We start from the raw sequence: 20,445 nt of genomic DNA, 5'->3' as shown, positions 1-20,445 counted from the left end.
CTTGGTTTTATTCGTTTCCTGCGTAATGACGATCGAGGAAATCTTTTAACTCAACGAGGACACGTTGTGCGCCGTCTGGAGAGAGAATTAATTTTCCGTCTGCCAATTTGAAGTTATCTTCTGATACTTCACCAGTAACTTGGCAAGTCATGTTTGGTTTGTATTTTTTAAGAATGATTTGCTCGTTATCGACGTAGATTTCGAGTGCATCTTTCTCTGCGATTTGGAGTGTGCGGCGAAGTTCAATTGGAATGACTACCCGGCCGAGCTCGTCTACTTTACGTACAATACCTGTTGATTTCATTTTGTTGTTCCTCCTCTGGATGTCTAAGTCTCTGTATTTTTTTAAAAATCGTCAAAATTCGACATCACTTCTATAGAATGTAGAATACTAAACTTTCCAAAAGTAGTCAACCAATCCGAATAGCTTGAAATCAAAATGTCATTTATTTCTCAAAAAAGCCATAATTGAAACGATTTATTAATAGATTTTCCCTTTTTAAAGGAATTCAAACTATTGAGTGTGTTTTTTTGTAATTTGATGTCTGATGTCAAAAAATGTTTTGATTCGACAAAAAACGAGTTTCGACAGCGGCGATAGAACAGCGTATAATAATGGAATGAACAATAGAACGGAGGAATAACATGTCAAAAACATTTTATATCACGACACCGATTTATTATCCTAGCGCGAAGCTACATATCGGTCATGCGTACACGACGGTCGCAGGAGACGCGATGGCCCGTTATAAACGTCTTCAAGGATTCGATGTGCGTTACTTAACAGGAACGGATGAACACGGACAAAAAATTCAGGAAAAAGCAGCTGAAGCAGGTATTTCTGAACAAGCATTCGTCGACGGTGTCGTCGAGCAGATTAAAGTTCTGTGGGATCGTCTCGACATCTCGTATGACGATTACATTCGAACGACAGAACCACGCCATAAGAAAGTCGTCGAACACGTTTTTGAGACATTACTTGAAAAAGGTGACATCTATCTTGGTGAATATGAAGGCTGGTACTCGATTCCGGACGAGACGTATTACACGGAATCGCAGTTAGTGGATGGAAAAAGCCCAGATAGCGGCCATCCCGTCGAACTCGTCCGTGAGGAATGTTATTTCTTCCGAATTAGTAAGTATGCCGATCGTTTAGTCGAATACTTTGAAGCGAACCCATCATTCATCTTACCGGAATCACGGAAGAATGAAATGATCAACAACTTCATTAGACCAGGTCTCCAAGATCTCGCCGTCTCACGGACGACATTTGACTGGGGCGTCAAAGTCCCGTCGAATCCAAAACACGTCGTCTACGTTTGGGTTGATGCCTTGACGAACTACATCTCGTCACTCGGTTACGGAACGGATGATCAAGGGAACTTCGACAAGTACTGGCCAGCAGACGTTCATCTCGTCGGAAAAGAAATCGTTCGTTTTCATACGATCGTTTGGCCGGCACTCTTGATGGCACTCGATCTCCCATTGCCGAAACAAGTTTTCGCGCACGGCTGGTTGTTGATGAAAGATGGGAAGATGTCGAAATCAAAAGGCAATGTTGTTGACCCGATTCCGATGATTGACCGTTATGGTCTTGATGCTCTTCGTTATTATCTCTTACGCGAAGTTCCTTTCGGCTCAGATGGGATGTTCACACCGGAAGCATTCGTTGAGCGGATGAACTTCGATCTCGCGAATGATCTCGGGAACTTACTCAACCGGACGATTGCGATGGTCACGAAATACTTTGATGGGGTCATCCCGACCTATGCGGGAAATGTCACGCCGTTCGATGCGACATTGTCGACGCTTGCGAAAGAAACAGTCGAGAAGGTCGAGGCTTCGATGGAGCATATGGAATTCTCGGTTGCCTTAGCGCACGTCTGGCAATTAATTAGTCGCGCGAATAAATATATCGACGAGACACAACCGTGGGTACTCGCGAAAGACGAAACGAAGACGGATGAACTCGGCTCGGTCATGGTCCACCTCGTCGGAACGCTGCGTCACGTCGCGATCATGTTGCAACCGTTCATGACACAATCGCCGACCGAGATGTTCCGTCAGCTTGGTCTTGCTGGTCAGCCGATGAACTGGGGAGCACTCGAACAGTTCGCGTCGATTGAAGAAGGAACAAAAGTCGGGATTGCTGAACCGATTTTCCCGCGCCGCGACATGAAAGAAGAAGTCGAAGCAATCGTCGAAATGATGCAACAGGCGTCTGCTGCCCGAGTTGAGGAAGAAGAAGTCGAAGAAGCAGATGAGGATGTTCGTCCGGAAACGACAATTGATGTTTTTGATCAAATTGAGCTGCGTGTCGGCGAAGTCGTCACAGCAGAAAAAATCAAAAAAGCAAAAAAACTGTTAAAGTTAACGGTCGACATGGGGAAAGAAACACGCCAGATCGTTTCAGGCATCGCTGAATGGTACGAGCCGGAAGACCTGGTCGGTCGGAAGGTCATCGTCGTCGCGAACTTGAAGCCGGTCACTCTCCGTGGTGAATTATCGCAAGGTATGGTGCTTGCGGCTGAAAAATCAGGTAAACTTGAACTAGCGACCGTCCCGTCAACGATGGCGAACGGTGCCAGTGTAAAATAATTCGGATGCCTGTGGACTTCACGTCACAGGCATTTTTTTGAAAAAGGAGTCGAGGATATTGTTAATCGATACACACACACATTTAAATTCCGATCAGTTCGACGGAGACGTCGAAGAAACGATTGAACGCGCACGCGCGAACGGAGTCTCACCAATGATCGTCGTCGGATTCGATAATAAGACAATCGACCGGGCGATGGAACTTGTTGAACAGTATGATGATCTGTATGCCGTCATCGGTTGGCATCCCGTCGATTCAATCGATTTCGATGATGCAGCGTACGCGAAAGTCGAGCGCCTCATGGACCATGAGAAAGTCGTCGCCCTCGGTGAGATCGGTCTTGATTATCACTGGGATACGTCACCAAAAGATGTTCAGGAAGCTGCGTTTCGTAAACAGATTCAACTCGCGAAGAAAAAGAATAAGCCAATCGTCATTCACAACCGGGAAGCAACGGAAGATACGTTACGTATTCTCGAAGAAGAAGACGCGAAAGAAGTCGGTGGGATTCTCCATAGCTACAGCATGAGTGCCGAGCTCTTACCCCGTTGCCTAGCAATGAACTTTTATATTTCGCTCGGTGGACCGGTAACGTTTAAAAATGCGAAGATGCCGAAACGTGTCGCTCAAGAAGTTCCGCTTGATCGGTTACTCGTCGAGACAGATTGTCCTTACCTGACACCGACACCATACCGCGGCAAACGGAATGAACCGGCGTACGTCCGGTTCGTGGCGGAAGAAATCGCGCAACTGCGTGGCATGATGTATGCCGATATCGAACAAGCGACAACAGAAAACGCGAAGCGGGTCTTCCGTTTACCATGATGCGTTCGTTCTCTTATATCGCGACAGGGTGTGCCTTATTGTTAATTGCGATTCTAATCTACTTGGCGATGGATCATCCGCGTGACGTCACTATCATGATTGACGGACAAGAACAACACGTCAAGACGATAGAAACATCAGTCTATGGTGTCTTACGTGAAAATGGAATCGAAGTGCGAGCGGAGGATAACATCGAACCTTCGCGCAGTGCGGATTTACCAAAGAATGGTTTGATTGTCATCCAACGTGCAAAAGAAATTACGATGATTGTCGGATACGGGCAAGCACAGACGGTTCGGACACATGCTCGTCTTGTATCGGATTTATTGAAGGAACGTGGCATCGTCCAAGCCGATACCGATGATGTATACCCTTCGATTCATGCCGTCTTGACGACCGGGATGACAGTCCGATTCCGTGAAGCATTTCCGGTTGACATCGTCATCGGAGGACGAGCCAGTCAAGTCTATACGTACCAAACGACCGTCCGTGAGCTCCTTGCGAAACAAGGAGTGACGTTACAAGCAACAGACCGTGTTGCGCCGAGCCTTGATACCGTTGTCTCGGAAGATACGCTCGTCACCGTCAATACGACGCGACGGGCGACCTTAACGGAAGAACAGTTGCTTCCGTTCGATGTCGAGCAAGTAGAAGATCCGACATTACCGAAAGGACAACAACTTGTAACGACGACGGGGCGTCCTGGAATCCGGACCCAAAAGTACGAATTGACGCTCGCTGACGGGCTCAGTAAAGAGAAGAAGTTACTGACCGATGAAGTAACGAGTGAACCGGTGAAACAAATCATTAAAGTCGGAACAAAACCGATTGAACGAGTAGAAACACCGGCACCTGTCTTCAATGAAGAGGAGGCAACGACGCCATTGACGGTCGCACCGGAAGTCACGGCAGACTTGGACTTCAAGAATGCGAAGACGCTGATGGTCGAGGCGACGGCCTATACGAATGACCCGGCATCGAACGGGAGTCAATTGTATGATGGGCGCGCATTGACAGCGACGGGGTACGATGTCACGGATACAATCACCTATCAAGGGTTACCGATCGTCGCCGTCGACCCGAAAATAATTCCGCTCGGGACGAAAGTGTATGTCGAGGGGGTCGGACTGGCGGTCGCGCTCGATACGGGCGGTGCCATTAAAGGCAATAAAATTGATGTCCTCGTCAGTGACGAACAGACGGCGAAGACGTTCGGGCGGAAGACCGTCAAGCTTTGGGTCATTCCGAATGAGTCGGGCACGGAAGCGGGCAGTTGACGCTTCCTTGTTTTTTTCGTGGAAACAGGTACAATTACGGAAGTGTTTGAAGAAGGTGGAGAAGAATTGATGCAAAAACGCTTAAAAGAAGTCATCGTCGTCGAAGGACGTGACGATACGACACGACTACAGGAAGTATTTGATGTCGATACAATTGAAACGAACGGCTCTGCCGTCAATGAGCAAACGTTACAACGAATTGAAAAAGCACTCGAACGCCGAGGCGTCATCGTCTTCACGGATCCAGACTTTCCGGGTGACCGGATTCGCGCACGTATCAATGAACGTGTTCCGGGATGCAAACAAGCCTATCTGCCACGTGCGGACGCAAAAGATAAACGCGGTAAAATCGGTGTCGAGCATGCTTCGCCGCAGGCAATCGAACGTGCACTCGCAGCCGTTTATGAAACAGAAGAAGTCCATGTCGCAGAAGTGACACGGGATATGATACTTGCAGCAGACTTAATCGGTGGTCCATCAGCATCGTCACGCAGACGTCGGCTCGGACAGTTGCTCGCAATCGGTGAACCGAATGCGAAACAACTCGTCAAACGCGTCGCTTCGATTCGGATCACAAAAGAGGAATGGGAAGCTGCACTGAGACAGTTAGAGGAGGAACAAGATTGAAAGACATCGCAACACTACACCGGACGAAGGAAATCCTCGCGCGACACGGATTTTCATTTAAGAAGTCCTTAGGACAAAACTTTTTAATCGATTTGAACGTACTCGCGAACATTGTCGGCGCTGCTTCGTTAACAAAGGAGAGCGGTGTTCTTGAGATCGGACCGGGAATCGGGTCGTTGACGGAACAGTCCGCGAAACAGGCGAAAAAAGTCGTCGCCCTTGAAATCGACCAACGGCTGTTACCGATTTTAGATGATTCGCTCTCACCTTATCCGAACGTCAAAATCATCCATGGAGATGCACTTGAACTGGATCTCGAAACGATTGTCAACGAGGAGTTCACACAAGAAGGAATTACGGATCTTGCGGTCGTCGCAAACTTACCGTACTATGTCACAACACCGATCATCATGCGGATATTGGAGGCGAAAGCACCATTTCGGACACTCATCATGATGATTCAAAAGGAAGTCGCGGAACGGATCGGTGCGAAACCAGGTACAAAAGCGTATGGTTCATTATCGATTGCGATTCAATACTATGCGGAAGCGGAAGTCTGTTTCACGGTGCCGAAGCAAGTCTTCATTCCCGCTCCGAACGTCGATTCGGCTGTCATCCGCTTGAACATCCGAAAAGAACCGGCCGTCCAAACGAAAGATGAAAAATTATTCTTCGAAGTTGCGCGTGCGAGTTTTGCCCAGCGCCGGAAAACGATTTTAAATAATTTGTCGAGCCACTTCGGAAAAGCAGAAAAAGAAGCTGTCGAAGCCGCGTTGCATGAAGCAGGTATCGACCCAAGACGTCGTGGTGAAACGCTCAGCTTGCAGGAATTCGCACAGCTCGCGGACGCACTTTTGCCGATTAAAAAACGTTGACGGTAGCGGGAAGAAAAGATATAATATTTGCCCTTTCTAATATTTAATTAATATGCTATAATAAATATTAGTGAGGTGAAGCGTATGCCAAAGACGTTGAACGAAATCAGACATGTTTTCGAAACACATGTTGGTGAAAGACTGACGCTAAAAGCAAGCGGCGGTCGTAAAAAGGTCGTAACCCGAATCGGAACGCTCGTTGAGACGTATCCTTCGGTGTTTGTAGTCAAGCTAGACGCAGAGCGCCACAATGTCGAGCGAGTTTCTTATAGCTACGCTGACGTGTTAACCGACTCCGTACAAATCGAATTTGCGAATTCGTAAACTTACCTTCCGAAGCGGACAGAAATGTTCGCTTCTTTTTTTGTGGAAAGGTTGATACAATTCGTACAGGATACGTACTAGAGGAGGAACGGCACGATGACGATTATTGTAAAGGCACCAGCGAAAATCAATTTAGTGTTGGATGCGACGGCGAAGCGGACAGATGGTTACCATGATGTACATATGGTGATGACGACAGTGGACTTGGCAGACCGCTTAGAGTTGACGGAACTTTCGTCAGGCGAGATTCGAATGAATGCACAGCACGCCTATGTTCCGAACGATGAGCGGAACTTGGCTTACAAGGCGGCAGCCGTCTTGAAGAAAAAATTTAACATCCAGGCTGGAGTAGAGATTTACCTTGAGAAACAAATTCCGGTCGCAGCCGGTCTCGCGGGTGGATCGAGTGACGCTGCCGCGACATTACGCGGTTTGAATGATTTATGGCAGCTCGGATTGACGCTCGAACAACTCGCAGAAATCGGCGCGGAAGTCGGTTCGGATGTCCCGTTTTGTGTCATGGGTGGGACGGCGATCGCGACAGGACGTGGTGAAAAGCTTGAAAAATTGATTGCTCCGCCTCCGTGCTGGGTCGTGCTTGCGAAACCAACGATTGGTGTGTCGACGGCAGACGTTTATGGCGCACTCGATTTGACGACGGCCAAACGACCGGATGTCGAAGCGATGATTACAGCTGTTAAAGAGCAGGATTTTACGGCGATTTGTCAATCACTCGGAAATGTTCTTGAGTCGGTCACGTTACCGATGCACCCGGAAGTCGAGCAAATCAAGGATTTCATGACGAGTTGCGGGGCGGAAGGTGTCTTGATGAGCGGGAGTGGTCCGACGGTCTTCGCGTTGACGGAACACGAAAACCGGGCCCAACGTCTCTATAATGGCTTAAGAGGTTTTTGTAACGAAGTCTACGTCGTTCGTCTTTTAGGCGAAAACCATTGATAATATCCGTATGAAAATGATATATTCACTAGTGAATATTCGGAATTACGGAGAGGTGGAACAATTTAGATGAAAATTCGGAGAAGTGGTCGGTTAGTCGATATGACACGTTATCTACTCGACCATCCGCATCATCTGATCTCATTGACAATTTTCGCAGAACGCTATAAATCTGCAAAATCGTCAATCAGTGAAGATTTAGATATCGTGAGTGAAATGTTAGAGCATGAAGGAACAGGACGACTCGTCACAGTCCCGGGGGCTGCGGGCGGTGTCATGTTCATTCCGACATGGAGTAGCGAAAAAGCATTACCGTTCATCGATGATTTATGTGAACGCGTCGCACGGCCAGATCGTCTGTTGCCGGGTGGGTATTTGTATCTGACAGATTTACTTGGCAATCCACGGATGGTCAAGCAGATGGGACAAGTTTTTGCATCTGTCTTCAGTCAGAAAAAAGTGGATGTCGTCATGACGATTGCGACAAAAGGAATCCCGCTTGCTTACGCCGTCGCTGAACAACTCGGTGTACCGTTCGTGATCGTTCGTTCGGACAGTCGTGTTACGGAAGGGTCGACCGTCAGCATCAACTACGTATCAGGCTCATCAAAAGCGATTCGGACGATGGCACTGGCGCGACGAAGTCTTCCGCGCGGAGCGAACGTCTTGTTGATTGATGACTTCATGAAAGCTGGGGGAACAATTCGTGGGATGATGAGTTTACTGAGCGAGTTCGAAGCGAAAGTAGCCGGTGTCGGGGTCTTGATTGAAGCAGAAGGTGCCGAGAAAAAGATGGTCAGTGAATACGTCAGCTTAATGAAACTTGCCGACGTCGATGTCGATCTCGGACAGATTCAAGTGAAGCGTGGGAACGTCGACCAGTATTTCACAAGCGATGGGAATACCTGAATTTGACACGTGATTTCTTTGAAACTATACTGTAATTATCAAACTTTTGGAAATTATGCCTAAAAAGATTGGAAAAAGCTAAACCTTTATTTGTTTTGAACCGTAAGTAGAAGTAGACAACGAAGAGTTGTGACATCGGTTACTAAAAGGGGTGCGGACAAAATGAACGTTACGGACGTTAAAATTCGTCGCGTCGTGGCAGAGGGGCGCATGAAAGCACTCGCCTCGATTACGCTCGATCACGAATTCGTAGTACACGATTTACGTGTGATTGAAGGGAACAGTGGTCTCTTCGTCGCGATGCCGAGCAAACGGACGCAAGAAGGCATCTTTCGTGATGTCGCTCATCCAATCAATGCATTAATGCGAAAAAAGGTCGAAGATTCAGTACTAGAAGCATATGTGTTGCGTGAAGAAAATGAAGAGGCGCTCGATTTAGAGCTGACATCAGTCGAATTGACAGATCGCCCTTAATAGAGAAGACCGGTTTCCCGTATTGCGGCGGACCGGTCTTTTTTTTGCTGTTAAAAAGGTTTGCTGCAATCTTCTTACAAAACAACAACGGGTTGCGCCTCTTTCGATGAAAGCAATGAAAAGAAAAGCCCGTCCATCACAAAGGTTGATTTTAAAACGACTTATGAGTCAGCCTCCTCACGTTGTCTACAGTCTGTTTTTAATGGATGTTTCATCAATTTGACTCGGTCCTGTGATTGAATAGTGGCCTCATTTTCGTTATAGTTGGTACGAGTGTACTATTTCTGAACGAAATCAACACTAATTTACGTGGAGGAGCGACAAGGATGAATCATTTCGCGGTAATTCTAGCAGCTGGTAAAGGAACACGCATGAAATCAAAACTCTACAAAGTACTCCACCCAGTAGCTGGGAAACCTATGGTACAACACGTCGTGGACCAACTCGCGACACTTGGCGTCAAACGTCAAGTCGTAATCGTTGGGCATGGTGCGGAGTCTGTAAAAGAAGTGCTTGGCACATCGGTGGAATATGCGCTTCAAAGTGAGCAGCTTGGCACGGGTCATGCTGTTCAAATGGCAGAACCGGTACTTGGAAACGAAAAAGGATCGACGCTTGTCGTCTGTGGGGATACACCACTCTTAACGAGTGAGACGTTAGCCGCGTTACTCGACCACCATGCAGAAACGGGTGCAAAAGTGACCGTCTTGACGGCTCATGCGGATGATGCGACTGGATATGGTCGGATTATTCGTGGTGAAGAGGGACATGTTTCAAAAATCGTTGAACATAAAGATGCGACAGAACAAGAACTCGCGATTAAAGAAATCAACACAGGAACGTACGTGTTTGATAATGAGTTGTTGTTCGCTGCGTTAAAACAAGTCAAGAACGATAATGTCCAAGGAGAGTATTACTTGCCGGATGTCATCGAAATCGCGAAAGCCGATGGCGAAACGATTGCTGCCTATGCGGCGCCGACGTTTGAAGAGACAATCGGTGTCAATGACCGTGTCGCACTCGCGCAAGCTGAGACGTCGATGCGTAAGCGGACGAACGAGCATTGGATGCGTCAAGGTGTCACATTCATCGACCCGGCATCGACCTATATCGGACCAGATGTTACGATTGGTTCGGATACCACGCTCTACCCAGGGACACAATTGCTTGGGAAGACGATCATCGGGTCTGAATGTATCATCGGACCGAATAGTGACATCCGTAACAGTGAAGTGGCAGATGCTGCCGTCGTCCGTCAGTCGGTCGTAACCGATAGCCGGATCGGGCAAGCGGCACAAGTCGGTCCATTCGCGCACTTGCGTCAGCAAGCGGTGCTCGGAGCGAACACGCGTGTCGGTAACTTCGTTGAAGTCAAGAAATCGACGTTCGGTGAAGGAAGTAAATCGGCACACTTGAGTTACGTCGGAGACGCAACGATTGGTAAAAACGTCAATTTAGGATGTGGATCAATCACCGTCAACTATGATGGAACAAACAAGTTCGAAACGGTCATCGAGGATGATGCGTTCATCGGTTGTAACGTCAACTTGATTGCCCCCGTCACAGTCGGTAAAAATGCACTCGTCGCAGCAGGTTCGACAGTGACAGATGATGTTCCGGAAAACGGTCTTGCGATCGCCCGTGAGCGTCAAACGACAAAACCTGATTATCGTTAATTCAGCTATACCTTATTCATTACTTGTCGCTCTACTCGTCTAAACCAAACAAATGGAGGCCACCTAAACATGTCTACTGTCTTAGAACATGAAATTCGTATTTTCGCACTCAACTCGAACAAACCACTGGCAGAGGAAATCGCTAAGGTCATCGGAATTCCCGTTAGCGAAAGTTCAGTCAAACACTTCAGTGATGGCGAAATCTCGATGAACATCGAAGAAAGCGTTCGCGGAGATGATATCTACATCATCCAATCGACAAGTCAGCCGGTCAACGAGAACTTGATGGAGCTCCTCATCATGATTGACGCATTAAAACGTGCTTCTGCACGGACGATCAACGTCGTCATGCCGTATTATGGTTATGCACGTCAAGACCGTAAAGCACGTTCGCGTGAGCCGATCACAGCAAAACTTGTTGCGAACTTACTTGAAGTCGCAGGAGCGACACGTGTCGTCACGATGGATCTCCATGCCGCTCAAATCCAAGGTTTCTTCGATATTCCAGTAGATCAGTTAATGGGTGTTCCACTTCTTGCTACTTACTTCGAGAAGAAAAACATCGACCCAAATGAACTCGTCATCGTTTCTCCAGACCATGGCGGTGTTACACGGGCACGTAAATTAGCAGAACAATTAAAAGCACCGATCGCAATCATCGATAAGCGTCGTCCGAAACCGAACGTCGCGGAAGTCATGAACATCGTCGGTCAAGTCGATGGCAAAATCGCCATCATCATCGATGACATCATCGATACGGCAGGAACGATTACACTTGCTGCGAACGCTTTAATCGAAAATGGGGCGAAACAAGTTTATGCTTGTTGTACGCACCCTGTTCTTTCTGGTCCAGCGATGGAACGGATTGAGAACTCAGCGATTGAAGAGCTCGTCGTCTTGAACACGATCGACTTGACGCAACGTGAATGCGCAAGCAAAATCAAACAAATTTCTGTCGCGCGGTTACTTGCAGAAGCAATCATCCGTGTCCATGAACAAAAATCAATCAGCCCGCTCTTTAGCTGATCAACAAACAGATACGAACGATGAGGTCCGGTTTTTTGAAATCGGACCCTTGTTCGTGCTTTTTTTTCATCAAAGGAAATGAACAAAAGGAGGTAGCGATATGAAATGTATCGTCGGTCTAGGGAACCCTGGAGCTAAATATACGAACACACGTCACAACATCGGTTTCCTCGCGATTGATGCGTTGGCGGAGGAACACGGAATAAAATTATCCGAGTCGAAGTTTAAAGCAGTCTTCGGAACGGGAATGATAAATGGGGAACGTGTTGTGCTCGTCAAACCATTGACTTACATGAATCTATCCGGGGAAGCAGTTCGTCCGCTCCTGGATTTTTATAAAATCGCGGTCGAAGACGTCCTCGTCATCTATGATGATCTCGATTTGCCGCTTGAAAAGATGCGTCTTCGCTCAAAAGGAAGCGCCGGTGGGCATAATGGTGTCAAGTCGCTTATTCAGCATTTAGGCACACAAGAAATTAAACGCTTAAAACTCGGTGTCGGTCGTCCGCCTGCTCCGATTCAAGTCATCGATTGGGTCTTGATGCCGTTCTCAAAAGCAGAACAACCTGTCTTGCGGGAAGTATTGGCGGACGCTGTGAAAATCGCGACAGACTTTACCGATACACCATTTTTGGCTTTGATGAATCGCTATAACTGAACGAAACGCTTTGGAATTCCAAAGCGTTTTTGCTGTCGTCTTAGGAGGGGAAACTATGAAACAACTACAAAATCTGTTGCTCGGAATACCAGAAATAAAAACGGTCCGTGAGCGTTTTCGACAAGGGGTCGATGCCCAACTCATCACAGGCTTGATGAATAGCGGGAAAGCGTTGTTCGTCGCAGGCATTTATCAAGAAACAAAAAAACGGTTCGTCATCGTCACCCACAATATGTTTCAAGCGCAAAAACTGTATGATGATTTGATTGAACTAGTGCCTGAACAGGAAGTGATGCTCTACCCGGTCGACGAGACATTGGCCGCTGAATTATCGTACGGGGCGAGCCCGGAATTACGGGCGACACGGATTGAAACGCGGCACCGGCTCCTGACGACCGATGATGGTATTTTAATCATCCCACTCGTCGGTCTCAGACGGTATGCTCCACCTGCAAGTGATTTCTTAGCGCATACGAAACGGATTAAGCCGGGCGATATCTTGGCGATTCCGGACTTCATTCAAGAATTAGTCGACGCCGGATATGAGCGGACGGCGACCGTGACGACACCGGGAGAATTTTCAGTCCGCGGGAGTATCATCGATATTTATCCGTTGACGGTCGACCGTCCCTATCGATTGGATTTATTTGATGAAGAAGTCGACTCGATTTATACATTCGATGCAGAAACGCAACGATCACTCGGTGTGGTCGCAGAAGCGTTGCTTCCACCGGCAGCTGAACACTTTGCGACGACGGAAAATCTCCGTGCCGCGGGTGAACGGTTGCGTGCACTCTATGAAGCGACGAAAGAACGTGTCCAAAGTACGGAAGTCCTTGCAGCACTTGAAGAAGGGATCGCCTATGACGTCGAATTGCTCGAAAGTGGGGAGCGACCGAAACAACTCGCGAAATACGCGCCGTTACTGTATCAGAAGACATTACTGGCTGATATCACAGATGCCGTCTTGATCGTCGATGAAATCGCACGGATCGAAGAAGCGGCGGAAGTTCAGGATGCGGAAGAAGCGGAATGGATGGCTTCGTTGATTGAACGGGGGCAAAGCGTTAGTGATTACATTCTCTCGGTTCCGATGCTCAAAGTCTTCGAACAACGTCAGCTACTCTATTTGTCGCTCCTTCCGACACGCAGAAGCGGCGTCCCTGAAAGTGCAGCGATTCACTTCAACATCAAACCGATCGCTCCGTTTCATGGCCAAATGGAACGTCTGAAACAGGAAATCGATCGGTATGCCCGGGCAGACATGTGGATGGTCTTTCTTGCGAGTAACAAAGAGCGGGCGGAGCGGATGCGGCAGACACTTTCCGACTACGGTGTCGAAGCGTCCTTGCATACGGCAGAAGAAGATATGCGTCGGGGACATCCGTCGATTTTAATCGGTGGCATTCATGGTGGTTTCGAAATGACGAATGCACGACTCGTCGTCGTGACGGAAGAAGAAGTCTTTAAGCAACCGACCCGTCGCCGGAAACAGACGACGAAATTAACGAACGCGGAACGGATCAAAAGTTACCAAGAGTTGAAGACGGGTGATTATATCGTCCATATCCACCATGGAATTGGTCGTTACCACGGCATCAAAACGATTGATGTCGCAGGGAACCATAAAGATTACTTGCACCTCGTCTATGCCGGTGACGACTCCTTGTATGTTCCGGTTGACCAAATCGACTTGATTCAAAAATACGTCGGGGCAGAAGGAAAAGAACCGAAAATCTATAAACTCGGCGGAACGGACTGGAAGAAAGTCAAAGCGAAAGTCCAAAAATCAGTTGAGGACATCGCAGATGAACTAATCAAATTGTATGCGACACGAGAAGCGGCAGTTGGATTTGCTTTCCCGGAAGATGATGACAGCATGCAGGCATTCGAAGCCTCGTTCCCGTACGAGGAAACGGTCGATCAAGTCCGGTCGATTGAAGAGATTAAGAAAGATATGGAACGGCCGCGTCCGATGGATCGTCTGTTATGTGGAGACGTCGGATACGGGAAAACGGAAGTCGCGATTCGGGCGGCATTTAAAGCAGTTATGGCAGGGAAACAAGTTGCTCTCCTTGTGCCGACGACTGTTCTTGCCCAACAACACTATGAAACGATGCTCGAGCGATTCAGCGAATGGCCAATCAATGTTTCAGTCATGAGTCGGTTCCGATCGGCGTCAGAACTGAAAGCAACAAAAAAAGGCTTGAAAGAAGGAACGATCGACGTCGTTGTCGGAACACACCGTGTCTTATCAAAAGATGTTCAGTTCGCTGACATCGGTCTGTTGATCATCGATGAAGAGCAACGCTTCGGTGTTAAACATAAAGAACGATTGAAACAACTCAAAACGAATGTCGATGTCTTGACGTTGACGGCGACACCGATTCCACGGACCTTACACATGTCGATGATTGGGATTCGTGATTTGTCGGTCCTCGAGACACCGCCTGAAAACCGCTATCCTGTCCAAACGTACGTGATGGAGTACGACGGAATCATCATGCGTGAAGCACTTGAACGTGAACTTGGTCGAGGGGGGCAAGCCTTTTTCCTCTACAATCGCGTTGAAGGGATTGAACGGAAGGCGGAGGAAATCCGGGCGCTCGTTCCGGAAGCACGTGTCGTCACGGCACATGGTCGGATGACAGAGACGGAACTTGAAAGTCAATTGATTGCCTTCTTCGAGGGGGATGCCGATGTTCTTGTCAGTACGACAATCATTGAAACGGGGATCGATATTCCGAACGTCAATACATTGATCGTCAACGATGCCGATCAAATGGGTCTATCACAGCTCTACCAACTACGTGGTCGTGTCGGACGTTCAAGTCGTGTCGCGTATTCCTACTTTACGTACCGTCCGCAAAAACGGTTGACCGAAGTCGCCGAGAGTCGTCTTCAGGCGATCAAGGAATTTACGGAGCTTGGAAGTGGCTTCAAGATTGCCATGCGTGACTTGTCGATTCGCGGTGCCGGGAATCTGCTCGGATCCCAACAATCCGGTTTTATCGATTCAGTCGGGTTCGATTTGTATTCACAAATGTTATCGGAAGCCGTCGAAGAACGGAAGGAACGAATGAAAGGGAAACAACGTGTCCAAAAATTCGTACCAGACTTTACGTTCAGTCTCGATGCGTATATTCCGAGTCATTATATGTCGGATTCTGAACTGAAAATTGAGTTCTATAAACGCTTAAAGTATGTTGATACGACAGAAAGTCTTGATGCACTCGAAGGAGAGATGCTGGAGCGCTTCGGTGAATTCCCGAATGAAGTCGCACGATTGATTCAGTTGACGCGGATGCGGATTTTTGCTGAACGGGCTCGGATTGAGCGGGTCAAACAAACGGACCCGAAAATCGAGATCGTCTTATCCGAACAAACGACTCAGACGCTCGATGTTGCGGATTTCGTCAAGTGGACGGTACCGATTGGTCGCGGACTCGGCATGGGACAACAAGAAGGAAAACTTGTTTTGACGTTGAACCGTGGCAAACAAACCGTTCAACAAACAACGGAACAAGCAGAGCGGTTGCTCGCTGAACTTGACCGCCGGATCTCGATGCGATGAGTCAACGGCGAACGATTGCGCAAGGGGCAGCGCTCCTGGCGATCTCGAGTTACGTCTCAAAGCTGCTGAGCTTTTTTTACCGGATTCCGTATCAAAACATGGCAGGGGATTTTGGATTGTACGTCTATCAGACGGTCTATCCATTATTCGCGATTGCGGCAGCACTGGGGATTTATGCGCTACCCGTCATCGTCGCAAAGTTGACGTTGCATCACCCGGAAGAAAAACGAGAGGTTCTTTGGTCGATTTTCTTTGTCCTTGCGAGTCTTTCGTTAGTGTTCGGTCTGCTCGGCTGGATCATCGCACCAGAACTTGCTTTACTGTTCGGAGATCCGAAGCTCGTCCTTCCGTTACGTGCTGTGACGTTGACGTTTTATTTATTGCCGGTCATTGCCGTGTTACGAGGAATGTTTCAAGCAGACCTTGAGATGCGACCGACCGCCTTTTCGCAAATTACGGAAAACGCCGTGCGTGTCTGTTTATTGTTACTCGTGACGTATTATGGTGTCTCGATCGGAGCGAATCCTTATCAAATCGGTGCTGCGGCACACGTGACGGCGCTCGGTGGCAGTGTCGCTTCATTGTTGTTGCTCCTTCGCTTCGCGAAAGGGCGGATTGGTCGCCCGGTCGTCTCGAAGCGTCATTTAAAACGTGTCGGGAAAGTCTTATTGACGAGTGGGATGGCGGTCAGTATCGCGTCGCTTGCTTTACTGTTGATGCAGTTGATTGATGGATTGACGTTCGTCAACTTGCTCGGGGATACGATGGAGACGAAAATCGAGAAGGGGATTTTTGATCGTGGTTATCCATTGTTGCAGTTCGCAATTTTATTTGCGACGTCGATCAGTCTGGCCAGTGTTCCGACGTTGCTGACGGAGTATCGTAAACAAAATGACGCGGCGACACGGTTGCACCTTGAAACACTCCTTCGTTCTGGTCTATTGGTCGCGGCAGCTGCGACGGTCGGATTGTTTAGTGTCATGCGTCCACTCAACATCGCGCTCTATCAAGATGATAAAGGGACGATTGCGCTCAGTTGGCTTGCTGCGACGGCCTTTACGGCATCGCTCTCGATGATTATCATCTCTTGTCTCCAGTCCGTCGATGCTGAAAAATATGCCTTTGCAGGCGTCGTGCTCGGACTGGTCGTCAAGCTGTTATTAAACATCTACTTGTTGCCCCGTTATGGTATGATCGGGGCGGGAATGGCGACATTCGGCGGATTCGCGATGATGGCATCAGCACAACTCATCTTATTGAATCGGAAATTCGGACGTGTAACAGCAGGACGAATTTTCTACGTCCGATTGCTCCAAGCAATCATCCCGATGGCGTTGTTTTTGTACGTGGTCGAACGTCTGTTTCAATGGGCAGGTTTCGAGACGCGGATTGGAGCGATGTTTGAAGTGGGTCTACTCGTCATCGGTGGTGCATTGATTTTTTGTATATTTGCACTGCGCAGGCGGGTCCTGACAGAGCGGGAGTGGTCTTTATTGCCGTTCGGAGACAAACTTTATCGAATTCATCATCGGAGGAAAATCATATGACACACCGTATTACAGTCGTCGGCTTAGGTGTTGGCGAACTAGAGCAATTGCCGTTTGGCGTTTATAAGTTATTGAAAGAAACAACACAACCTGTTTATTTACGGACAGCAGATCATCCCGTCGTTTCAGAACTGGCGACAGAGGGAATGAAATTTACATCGTTTGATTCGATTTATGAGCGGCACGACCGCTTTGAAGCGGTCTATACGGACATCGTCGAAACACTGCTTGATCAGGCGACACAAACGCCAATCATCTATGCGGTACCGGGACACCCGCTTGTAGCAGAAAGTACCGTTCAACAACTACTTGCGCGTGCGACTGACATCGACATCGTCGGTGGGCAAAGTTTTCTTGATCCGATGTTTGCAGCGGTCGGGGTGGATCCGATTGAAGGATTTCAATTGCTTGACGCAACGGCCTTCCGTGTTGATGAAGCGCAAATTCGTCAACACGTACTGATCGGACAAGTGTACGATGCGTTTGTCGCAGGTGACTTGAAAGTCATGTTGATGGAACGTTATCCGGATGAACACCCGGTGACGCTCGTCACAGCAGCGGGGACGAGCAAGCAACACGTCATGACAGTTCCACTCTATGAACTGGATCGTGTGACGATGCTCAGTAATTTGACGACGGTCTATGTGCCGCCGGTGACGGAGGAAAAGGCGCTGAATCGGGATTTCGCGACGCTCAAGGACATCATCGCCCGTTTACGTGGTGAAGGAGGGTGTCCATGGGATCAAGAACAGACGCATGAATCGCTCAAAAAACATTTAATCGAAGAATCTTACGAATTACTGGAAGCAATCGACCTTCAGGACGATAACTTAATGATAGAGGAATTAGGGGATGTCTTACTTCAAGTCATGTTACATGCACAAATCGGTCTCGATGAAGGGTACTTTGATATCCGGGACGTCATCGGCAGTGTCAGTGACAAGATGATTCGCCGTCATCCACACGTCTTTGCAGAGACGACGGTTGATTCGGCGGCAGACGTCGTTGCGAACTGGCAAACGATCAAGTCGCAGGAGAAACCAGAGCGGAAATATCTACTCGACGGTGTCACAAAAGGGGCACCTGCCTTGATGCGTGCTGAACAGATTCAGAAAAAAGTCGCAAAAGTCGGCTTTGAGTGGGACACAGTCAGTGGTGCGCTTGAAAAGGTACAAGAAGAAATACGTGAACTACAAGAAGCAGCGCCAAAAGAACAACTTGCTGAATTCGGAGATCTCTTATTTTCGTTAGCACTTGTCGGAAAATATATGGGATTATCGGGAGAAGAAGCGTTGCAGCTGACGAACGATAAGTTCATTCGCCGTTTTACGCGGGTGGAACAACTCGCAAAGCGACCAATTGAAGAGTTGTCGCTCGACGAACAAGATCAGTTATGGAATCAAGCGAAGCAGGAGGAACAGTCATGAGACTCGATAAATTTTTAAAAGTATCGCGATTGATTAAACGACGGACACTCGCAAAAGAGGTAGCAGACCAAGGTCGGATTACGATTAACGGTCTCGTCGCAAAAGCAAGCAGTACAGTCGCAGTCGGAGATGAGATGACGATTCGATTCGGAAACAAAATCGTCACCGTTCAAATCGACGGCATTAAAGAGCATGCGAAAAAAGAAGAAGCGACGGACATGTATAAGATTATTCGTGAAGAAAAAGTGAATTCTGAAGAATCAATGTAATTTACCTGAAAAAGGAAGTATACTAAAGAGTGTCAGAGATGACCACTCGGATAAGGAGGGATGATATGCCGGCACCGTTAGAATCAGGTCGTCAAACACCACCAAAGATTAAACCGCTCAATGATCGTAAAAAGCAATTAAGCCAAAATGCGATTGAGAACCGATCGCGCTTAAAAAAGCGTTTCTTGATTTGTATGTCAATCTTTCTCATCGTCCTTTCTCTCATGGGGTGGTCATACATCGAAAAGAAACAATTGATTGCTGAACAAAATCAATCGTTCCAGGTCGCTCAACAAGAGCAAACAAAAGCGAAAAAAGAGTCGGCACGCCTGAAAGAGGAAATCGAACGGCTGAACGATAAAGAATACGTTGCGAACTTAGCGAGAAGTGAGTTGTTGTACTCGAAAAAAGGCGAAACAATTTTCTATTTCTCACCTGAAGATTAACCGATGGTTGCCGATTGATTGAAAAAATATGTAATCACTCGTATAATAAGAAATGAATCAACTAAAAAGGAGCAATACAATTTATGTCGATTGAAGTAGGCAGCAAAGTGCAAGGGAAAGTTACAGGCATCACTAATTTCGGAGCGTTCGTAGAATTACCGACTGGGAAAACCGGTCTCGTTCACATCAGCGAAGTGGCAGATTCTTACGTTAAAGATATCAATGATGTCTTGACGGTTGGACAGGAAATCACAGTTAAAGTCTTGAGTGTAGAAAACGATGGTAAAATCGGTCTTTCAATCAAGAAGGCTGTTGACCGCCCTGAAGGCGAACGTCCTCGTCCTGCACGTCAATTCGACCGTGGCCCACGCCCGGCCGGTCAAGATCGCGGACCACGTCCGTTTGATAACAAAGGACCGCGCAGTGGCGGCGGTGGTGGAAATCGTGGAGGATTCAACAAAGGTGGTCGCGGAGCACCTGCTCCACGTAAAGAGCAAACGTTCGATACGTTGATGACGAGTTTCCTCAAAGACAGTGAAGATCGTCTTGCGACACTCAAACGCCAAACGGATTCAAAACGTGGCGGACGCGGTGCTAAACGTCAATAACTTGCTGACCTGTTCTTTATAAGAATAGAGATGGAATGACGCTGTTCATTCCATCTTTTATTTTTTTGAAATTATTTTTATAAAAAGCGTTGACTTTCATTTGACTCCACCGTATTATAGAAAATGTGCTTAAGACGCACGAGTTAAAAATATGGCGGTGTAGCTCAGCTGGCTAGAGCGTACGGTTCATACCCGTGAGGTCGTGGGTTCGACTCCCTCCGCCGCTACCATATTTTTTTGGCCCGTTGGTCAAGCGGTTAAGACACCGCCCTTTCACGGCGGTAACACGGGTTCGATTCCCGTACGGGTCATTCTTTAAAAGCTATCTCTATTATATAGAGGTGGCT

19 protein-coding genes and 2 tRNA genes are annotated in these 20,445 nt (G+C 47.8%); 20 read left to right on the top strand and 1 reads right to left on the bottom strand.

Translation table 11 applies throughout. The features are described from left to right. Positions 1-7: 7 nt before the first annotated feature. Positions 8-304 carry a transition state genes transcriptional regulator AbrB gene (locus KNP99_RS14725; protein WP_012368944.1) on the bottom strand — a complete coding sequence of 99 codons (297 nt, stop codon included), beginning with the start codon at positions 302-304 and terminating at the stop codon, positions 8-10. Positions 305-645: 341 nt separating this feature from the next. Here KNP99_RS14725 and metG point away from each other — a divergent pair, with 341 nt between their 5' ends. The 20 genes from metG to KNP99_RS14625 all read left to right on the top strand — a co-directional run bounded on the left by metG (position 646) and on the right by KNP99_RS14625 (position 20,409). Next, positions 646-2,598, top strand: a complete 1,953-nt coding sequence (metG, locus tag KNP99_RS14720; RefSeq protein ID WP_088835967.1) for a methionine--tRNA ligase — start codon at positions 646-648, stop codon at positions 2,596-2,598. Positions 2,599-2,656: 58 nt separating this feature from the next. Further along, complete coding sequence (locus KNP99_RS14715) at positions 2,657-3,424, top strand: TatD family hydrolase (RefSeq protein ID WP_214846407.1); 768 nt, start codon at positions 2,657-2,659, stop codon at positions 3,422-3,424. Beyond that, entirely contained in the window at positions 3,421-4,701 is a 1,281-nt protein-coding gene (locus KNP99_RS15450; protein ID WP_214809040.1) for a 3D domain-containing protein, read from the top strand. The genes KNP99_RS14715 and KNP99_RS15450 overlap by 4 nt, the downstream gene beginning before the upstream one ends. 69 nt (positions 4,702-4,770) lie before the next feature. Continuing rightward, a complete protein-coding gene (gene rnmV, locus KNP99_RS14705) occupies positions 4,771-5,328 on the top strand; it encodes a ribonuclease M5 (protein WP_214803549.1) in 558 nt (185 codons plus the stop codon). Then, positions 5,325-6,203 carry a 16S rRNA (adenine(1518)-N(6)/adenine(1519)-N(6))-dimethyltransferase RsmA gene (gene rsmA, locus KNP99_RS14700; protein ID WP_029332205.1) on the top strand — a complete coding sequence of 293 codons (879 nt, stop codon included), beginning with the start codon at positions 5,325-5,327 and terminating at the stop codon, positions 6,201-6,203. Before rnmV ends, rsmA begins: the two co-directional genes overlap by 4 nt. Positions 6,204-6,287: 84 nt before the next feature. Beyond that, the gene (locus KNP99_RS14695; RefSeq protein ID WP_012368950.1) at positions 6,288-6,527 is read left to right on the top strand and encodes a Veg family protein; all 240 of its coding nucleotides are present in this window, start codon (positions 6,288-6,290) and stop codon (positions 6,525-6,527) included. A 96-nt stretch (positions 6,528-6,623) separates the two neighbouring features. Next, positions 6,624-7,484 (top strand): 4-(cytidine 5'-diphospho)-2-C-methyl-D-erythritol kinase, encoded by an 861-nt coding sequence (gene ispE, locus KNP99_RS14690; protein WP_088835970.1) that lies wholly within the window; start codon positions 6,624-6,626, stop codon positions 7,482-7,484. Between the two features lie 69 nt (positions 7,485-7,553). Then, complete coding sequence (gene purR / locus KNP99_RS14685; protein ID WP_029332207.1) at positions 7,554-8,393, top strand: pur operon repressor; 840 nt, start codon at positions 7,554-7,556, stop codon at positions 8,391-8,393. A 162-nt stretch (positions 8,394-8,555) separates the two neighbouring features. Beyond that, on the top strand, positions 8,556-8,867 hold the full coding sequence (gene spoVG / locus KNP99_RS14680; protein WP_088835971.1) for a septation regulator SpoVG: 312 nt from the start codon (positions 8,556-8,558) through the stop codon (positions 8,865-8,867). 326 nt (positions 8,868-9,193) lie between these two features. Beyond that, positions 9,194-10,543: a bifunctional UDP-N-acetylglucosamine diphosphorylase/glucosamine-1-phosphate N-acetyltransferase GlmU gene (gene glmU / locus KNP99_RS14675; protein ID WP_214767913.1), complete on the top strand. Its 1,350-nt coding sequence runs from the start codon at positions 9,194-9,196 to the stop codon at positions 10,541-10,543. A 69-nt stretch (positions 10,544-10,612) separates the two neighbouring features. Next, on the top strand, positions 10,613-11,569 hold the full coding sequence (locus KNP99_RS14670; RefSeq protein ID WP_029332210.1) for a ribose-phosphate diphosphokinase: 957 nt from the start codon (positions 10,613-10,615) through the stop codon (positions 11,567-11,569). Positions 11,570-11,669: 100 nt separating this feature from the next. After that, the gene (gene pth / locus KNP99_RS14665) at positions 11,670-12,227 is read left to right on the top strand and encodes an aminoacyl-tRNA hydrolase (protein ID WP_088835973.1); all 558 of its coding nucleotides are present in this window, start codon (positions 11,670-11,672) and stop codon (positions 12,225-12,227) included. Between the two features lie 55 nt (positions 12,228-12,282). Continuing rightward, positions 12,283-15,801: a transcription-repair coupling factor gene (gene mfd / locus KNP99_RS14660; RefSeq protein ID WP_088835974.1), complete on the top strand. Its 3,519-nt coding sequence runs from the start codon at positions 12,283-12,285 to the stop codon at positions 15,799-15,801. Next, entirely contained in the window at positions 15,798-17,348 is a 1,551-nt protein-coding gene (locus KNP99_RS14655) for a polysaccharide biosynthesis protein (RefSeq protein WP_088835975.1), read from the top strand. The genes mfd and KNP99_RS14655 overlap by 4 nt, the downstream gene beginning before the upstream one ends. Then, complete coding sequence (yabN, locus tag KNP99_RS14650) at positions 17,345-18,775, top strand: bifunctional methyltransferase/pyrophosphohydrolase YabN (protein ID WP_214803555.1); 1,431 nt, start codon at positions 17,345-17,347, stop codon at positions 18,773-18,775. The genes KNP99_RS14655 and yabN overlap by 4 nt, the downstream gene beginning before the upstream one ends. Then, entirely contained in the window at positions 18,772-19,044 is a 273-nt protein-coding gene (locus KNP99_RS14645) for an RNA-binding S4 domain-containing protein (protein ID WP_088835977.1), read from the top strand. The genes yabN and KNP99_RS14645 overlap by 4 nt, the downstream gene beginning before the upstream one ends. A 65-nt stretch (positions 19,045-19,109) precedes the next feature. Continuing rightward, positions 19,110-19,490 carry an FtsB family cell division protein gene (locus tag KNP99_RS14640; protein WP_088835978.1) on the top strand — a complete coding sequence of 127 codons (381 nt, stop codon included), beginning with the start codon at positions 19,110-19,112 and terminating at the stop codon, positions 19,488-19,490. A gap of 83 nt (positions 19,491-19,573) precedes the next feature. Then, positions 19,574-20,098 (top strand): S1 domain-containing RNA-binding protein, encoded by a 525-nt coding sequence (locus KNP99_RS14635; RefSeq protein ID WP_088835979.1) that lies wholly within the window; start codon positions 19,574-19,576, stop codon positions 20,096-20,098. Positions 20,099-20,251: 153 nt separating this feature from the next. Then, positions 20,252-20,328: transfer RNA gene (locus KNP99_RS14630), tRNA-Met, on the top strand. Between the two features lie 9 nt (positions 20,329-20,337). Next, positions 20,338-20,409 (top strand) — tRNA-Glu (locus KNP99_RS14625). The last annotated feature ends 36 nt before the right edge of the window (positions 20,410-20,445 follow it).

Source organism: Exiguobacterium sp. s95 (assembly GCF_018618655.1).
GTDB lineage: Bacteria > Bacillota > Bacilli > Exiguobacteriales > Exiguobacteriaceae > Exiguobacterium_A > Exiguobacterium_A oxidotolerans.
The sequence above is the reverse complement of the archived record's forward strand: the minus strand, read 5'-3'. Positions and strand labels throughout refer to the sequence as shown.

Excerpts from the sequence above, each read along its gene's own strand:
- KNP99_RS14725 (WP_012368944.1), bottom strand. The coding sequence starts at position 304 with ATGAAATCAACAGGTATTGTACGTAAAGTAGACGAGCTCGGCCGGGTA.
- metG (WP_088835967.1), top strand. The coding sequence starts at position 646 with ATGTCAAAAACATTTTATATCACGACACCGATTTATTATCCTAGCGCG.
- KNP99_RS15450 (WP_214809040.1), top strand. The coding sequence starts at position 3,421 with ATGATGCGTTCGTTCTCTTATATCGCGACAGGGTGTGCCTTATTGTTA.
- rnmV (WP_214803549.1), top strand. The coding sequence starts at position 4,771 with ATGCAAAAACGCTTAAAAGAAGTCATCGTCGTCGAAGGACGTGACGAT.
- KNP99_RS14695 (WP_012368950.1), top strand. The coding sequence starts at position 6,288 with ATGCCAAAGACGTTGAACGAAATCAGACATGTTTTCGAAACACATGTT.
- ispE (WP_088835970.1), top strand. The coding sequence starts at position 6,624 with ATGACGATTATTGTAAAGGCACCAGCGAAAATCAATTTAGTGTTGGAT.
- purR (WP_029332207.1), top strand. The coding sequence starts at position 7,554 with ATGAAAATTCGGAGAAGTGGTCGGTTAGTCGATATGACACGTTATCTA.
- spoVG (WP_088835971.1), top strand. The coding sequence starts at position 8,556 with ATGAACGTTACGGACGTTAAAATTCGTCGCGTCGTGGCAGAGGGGCGC.
- glmU (WP_214767913.1), top strand. The coding sequence starts at position 9,194 with ATGAATCATTTCGCGGTAATTCTAGCAGCTGGTAAAGGAACACGCATG.
- KNP99_RS14670 (WP_029332210.1), top strand. The coding sequence starts at position 10,613 with ATGTCTACTGTCTTAGAACATGAAATTCGTATTTTCGCACTCAACTCG.
- pth (WP_088835973.1), top strand. The coding sequence starts at position 11,670 with ATGAAATGTATCGTCGGTCTAGGGAACCCTGGAGCTAAATATACGAAC.
- mfd (WP_088835974.1), top strand. The coding sequence starts at position 12,283 with ATGAAACAACTACAAAATCTGTTGCTCGGAATACCAGAAATAAAAACG.
- KNP99_RS14655 (WP_088835975.1), top strand. The coding sequence starts at position 15,798 with ATGAGTCAACGGCGAACGATTGCGCAAGGGGCAGCGCTCCTGGCGATC.
- yabN (WP_214803555.1), top strand. The coding sequence starts at position 17,345 with ATGACACACCGTATTACAGTCGTCGGCTTAGGTGTTGGCGAACTAGAG.
- KNP99_RS14645 (WP_088835977.1), top strand. The coding sequence starts at position 18,772 with ATGAGACTCGATAAATTTTTAAAAGTATCGCGATTGATTAAACGACGG.
- KNP99_RS14640 (WP_088835978.1), top strand. The coding sequence starts at position 19,110 with ATGCCGGCACCGTTAGAATCAGGTCGTCAAACACCACCAAAGATTAAA.
- KNP99_RS14635 (WP_088835979.1), top strand. The coding sequence starts at position 19,574 with ATGTCGATTGAAGTAGGCAGCAAAGTGCAAGGGAAAGTTACAGGCATC.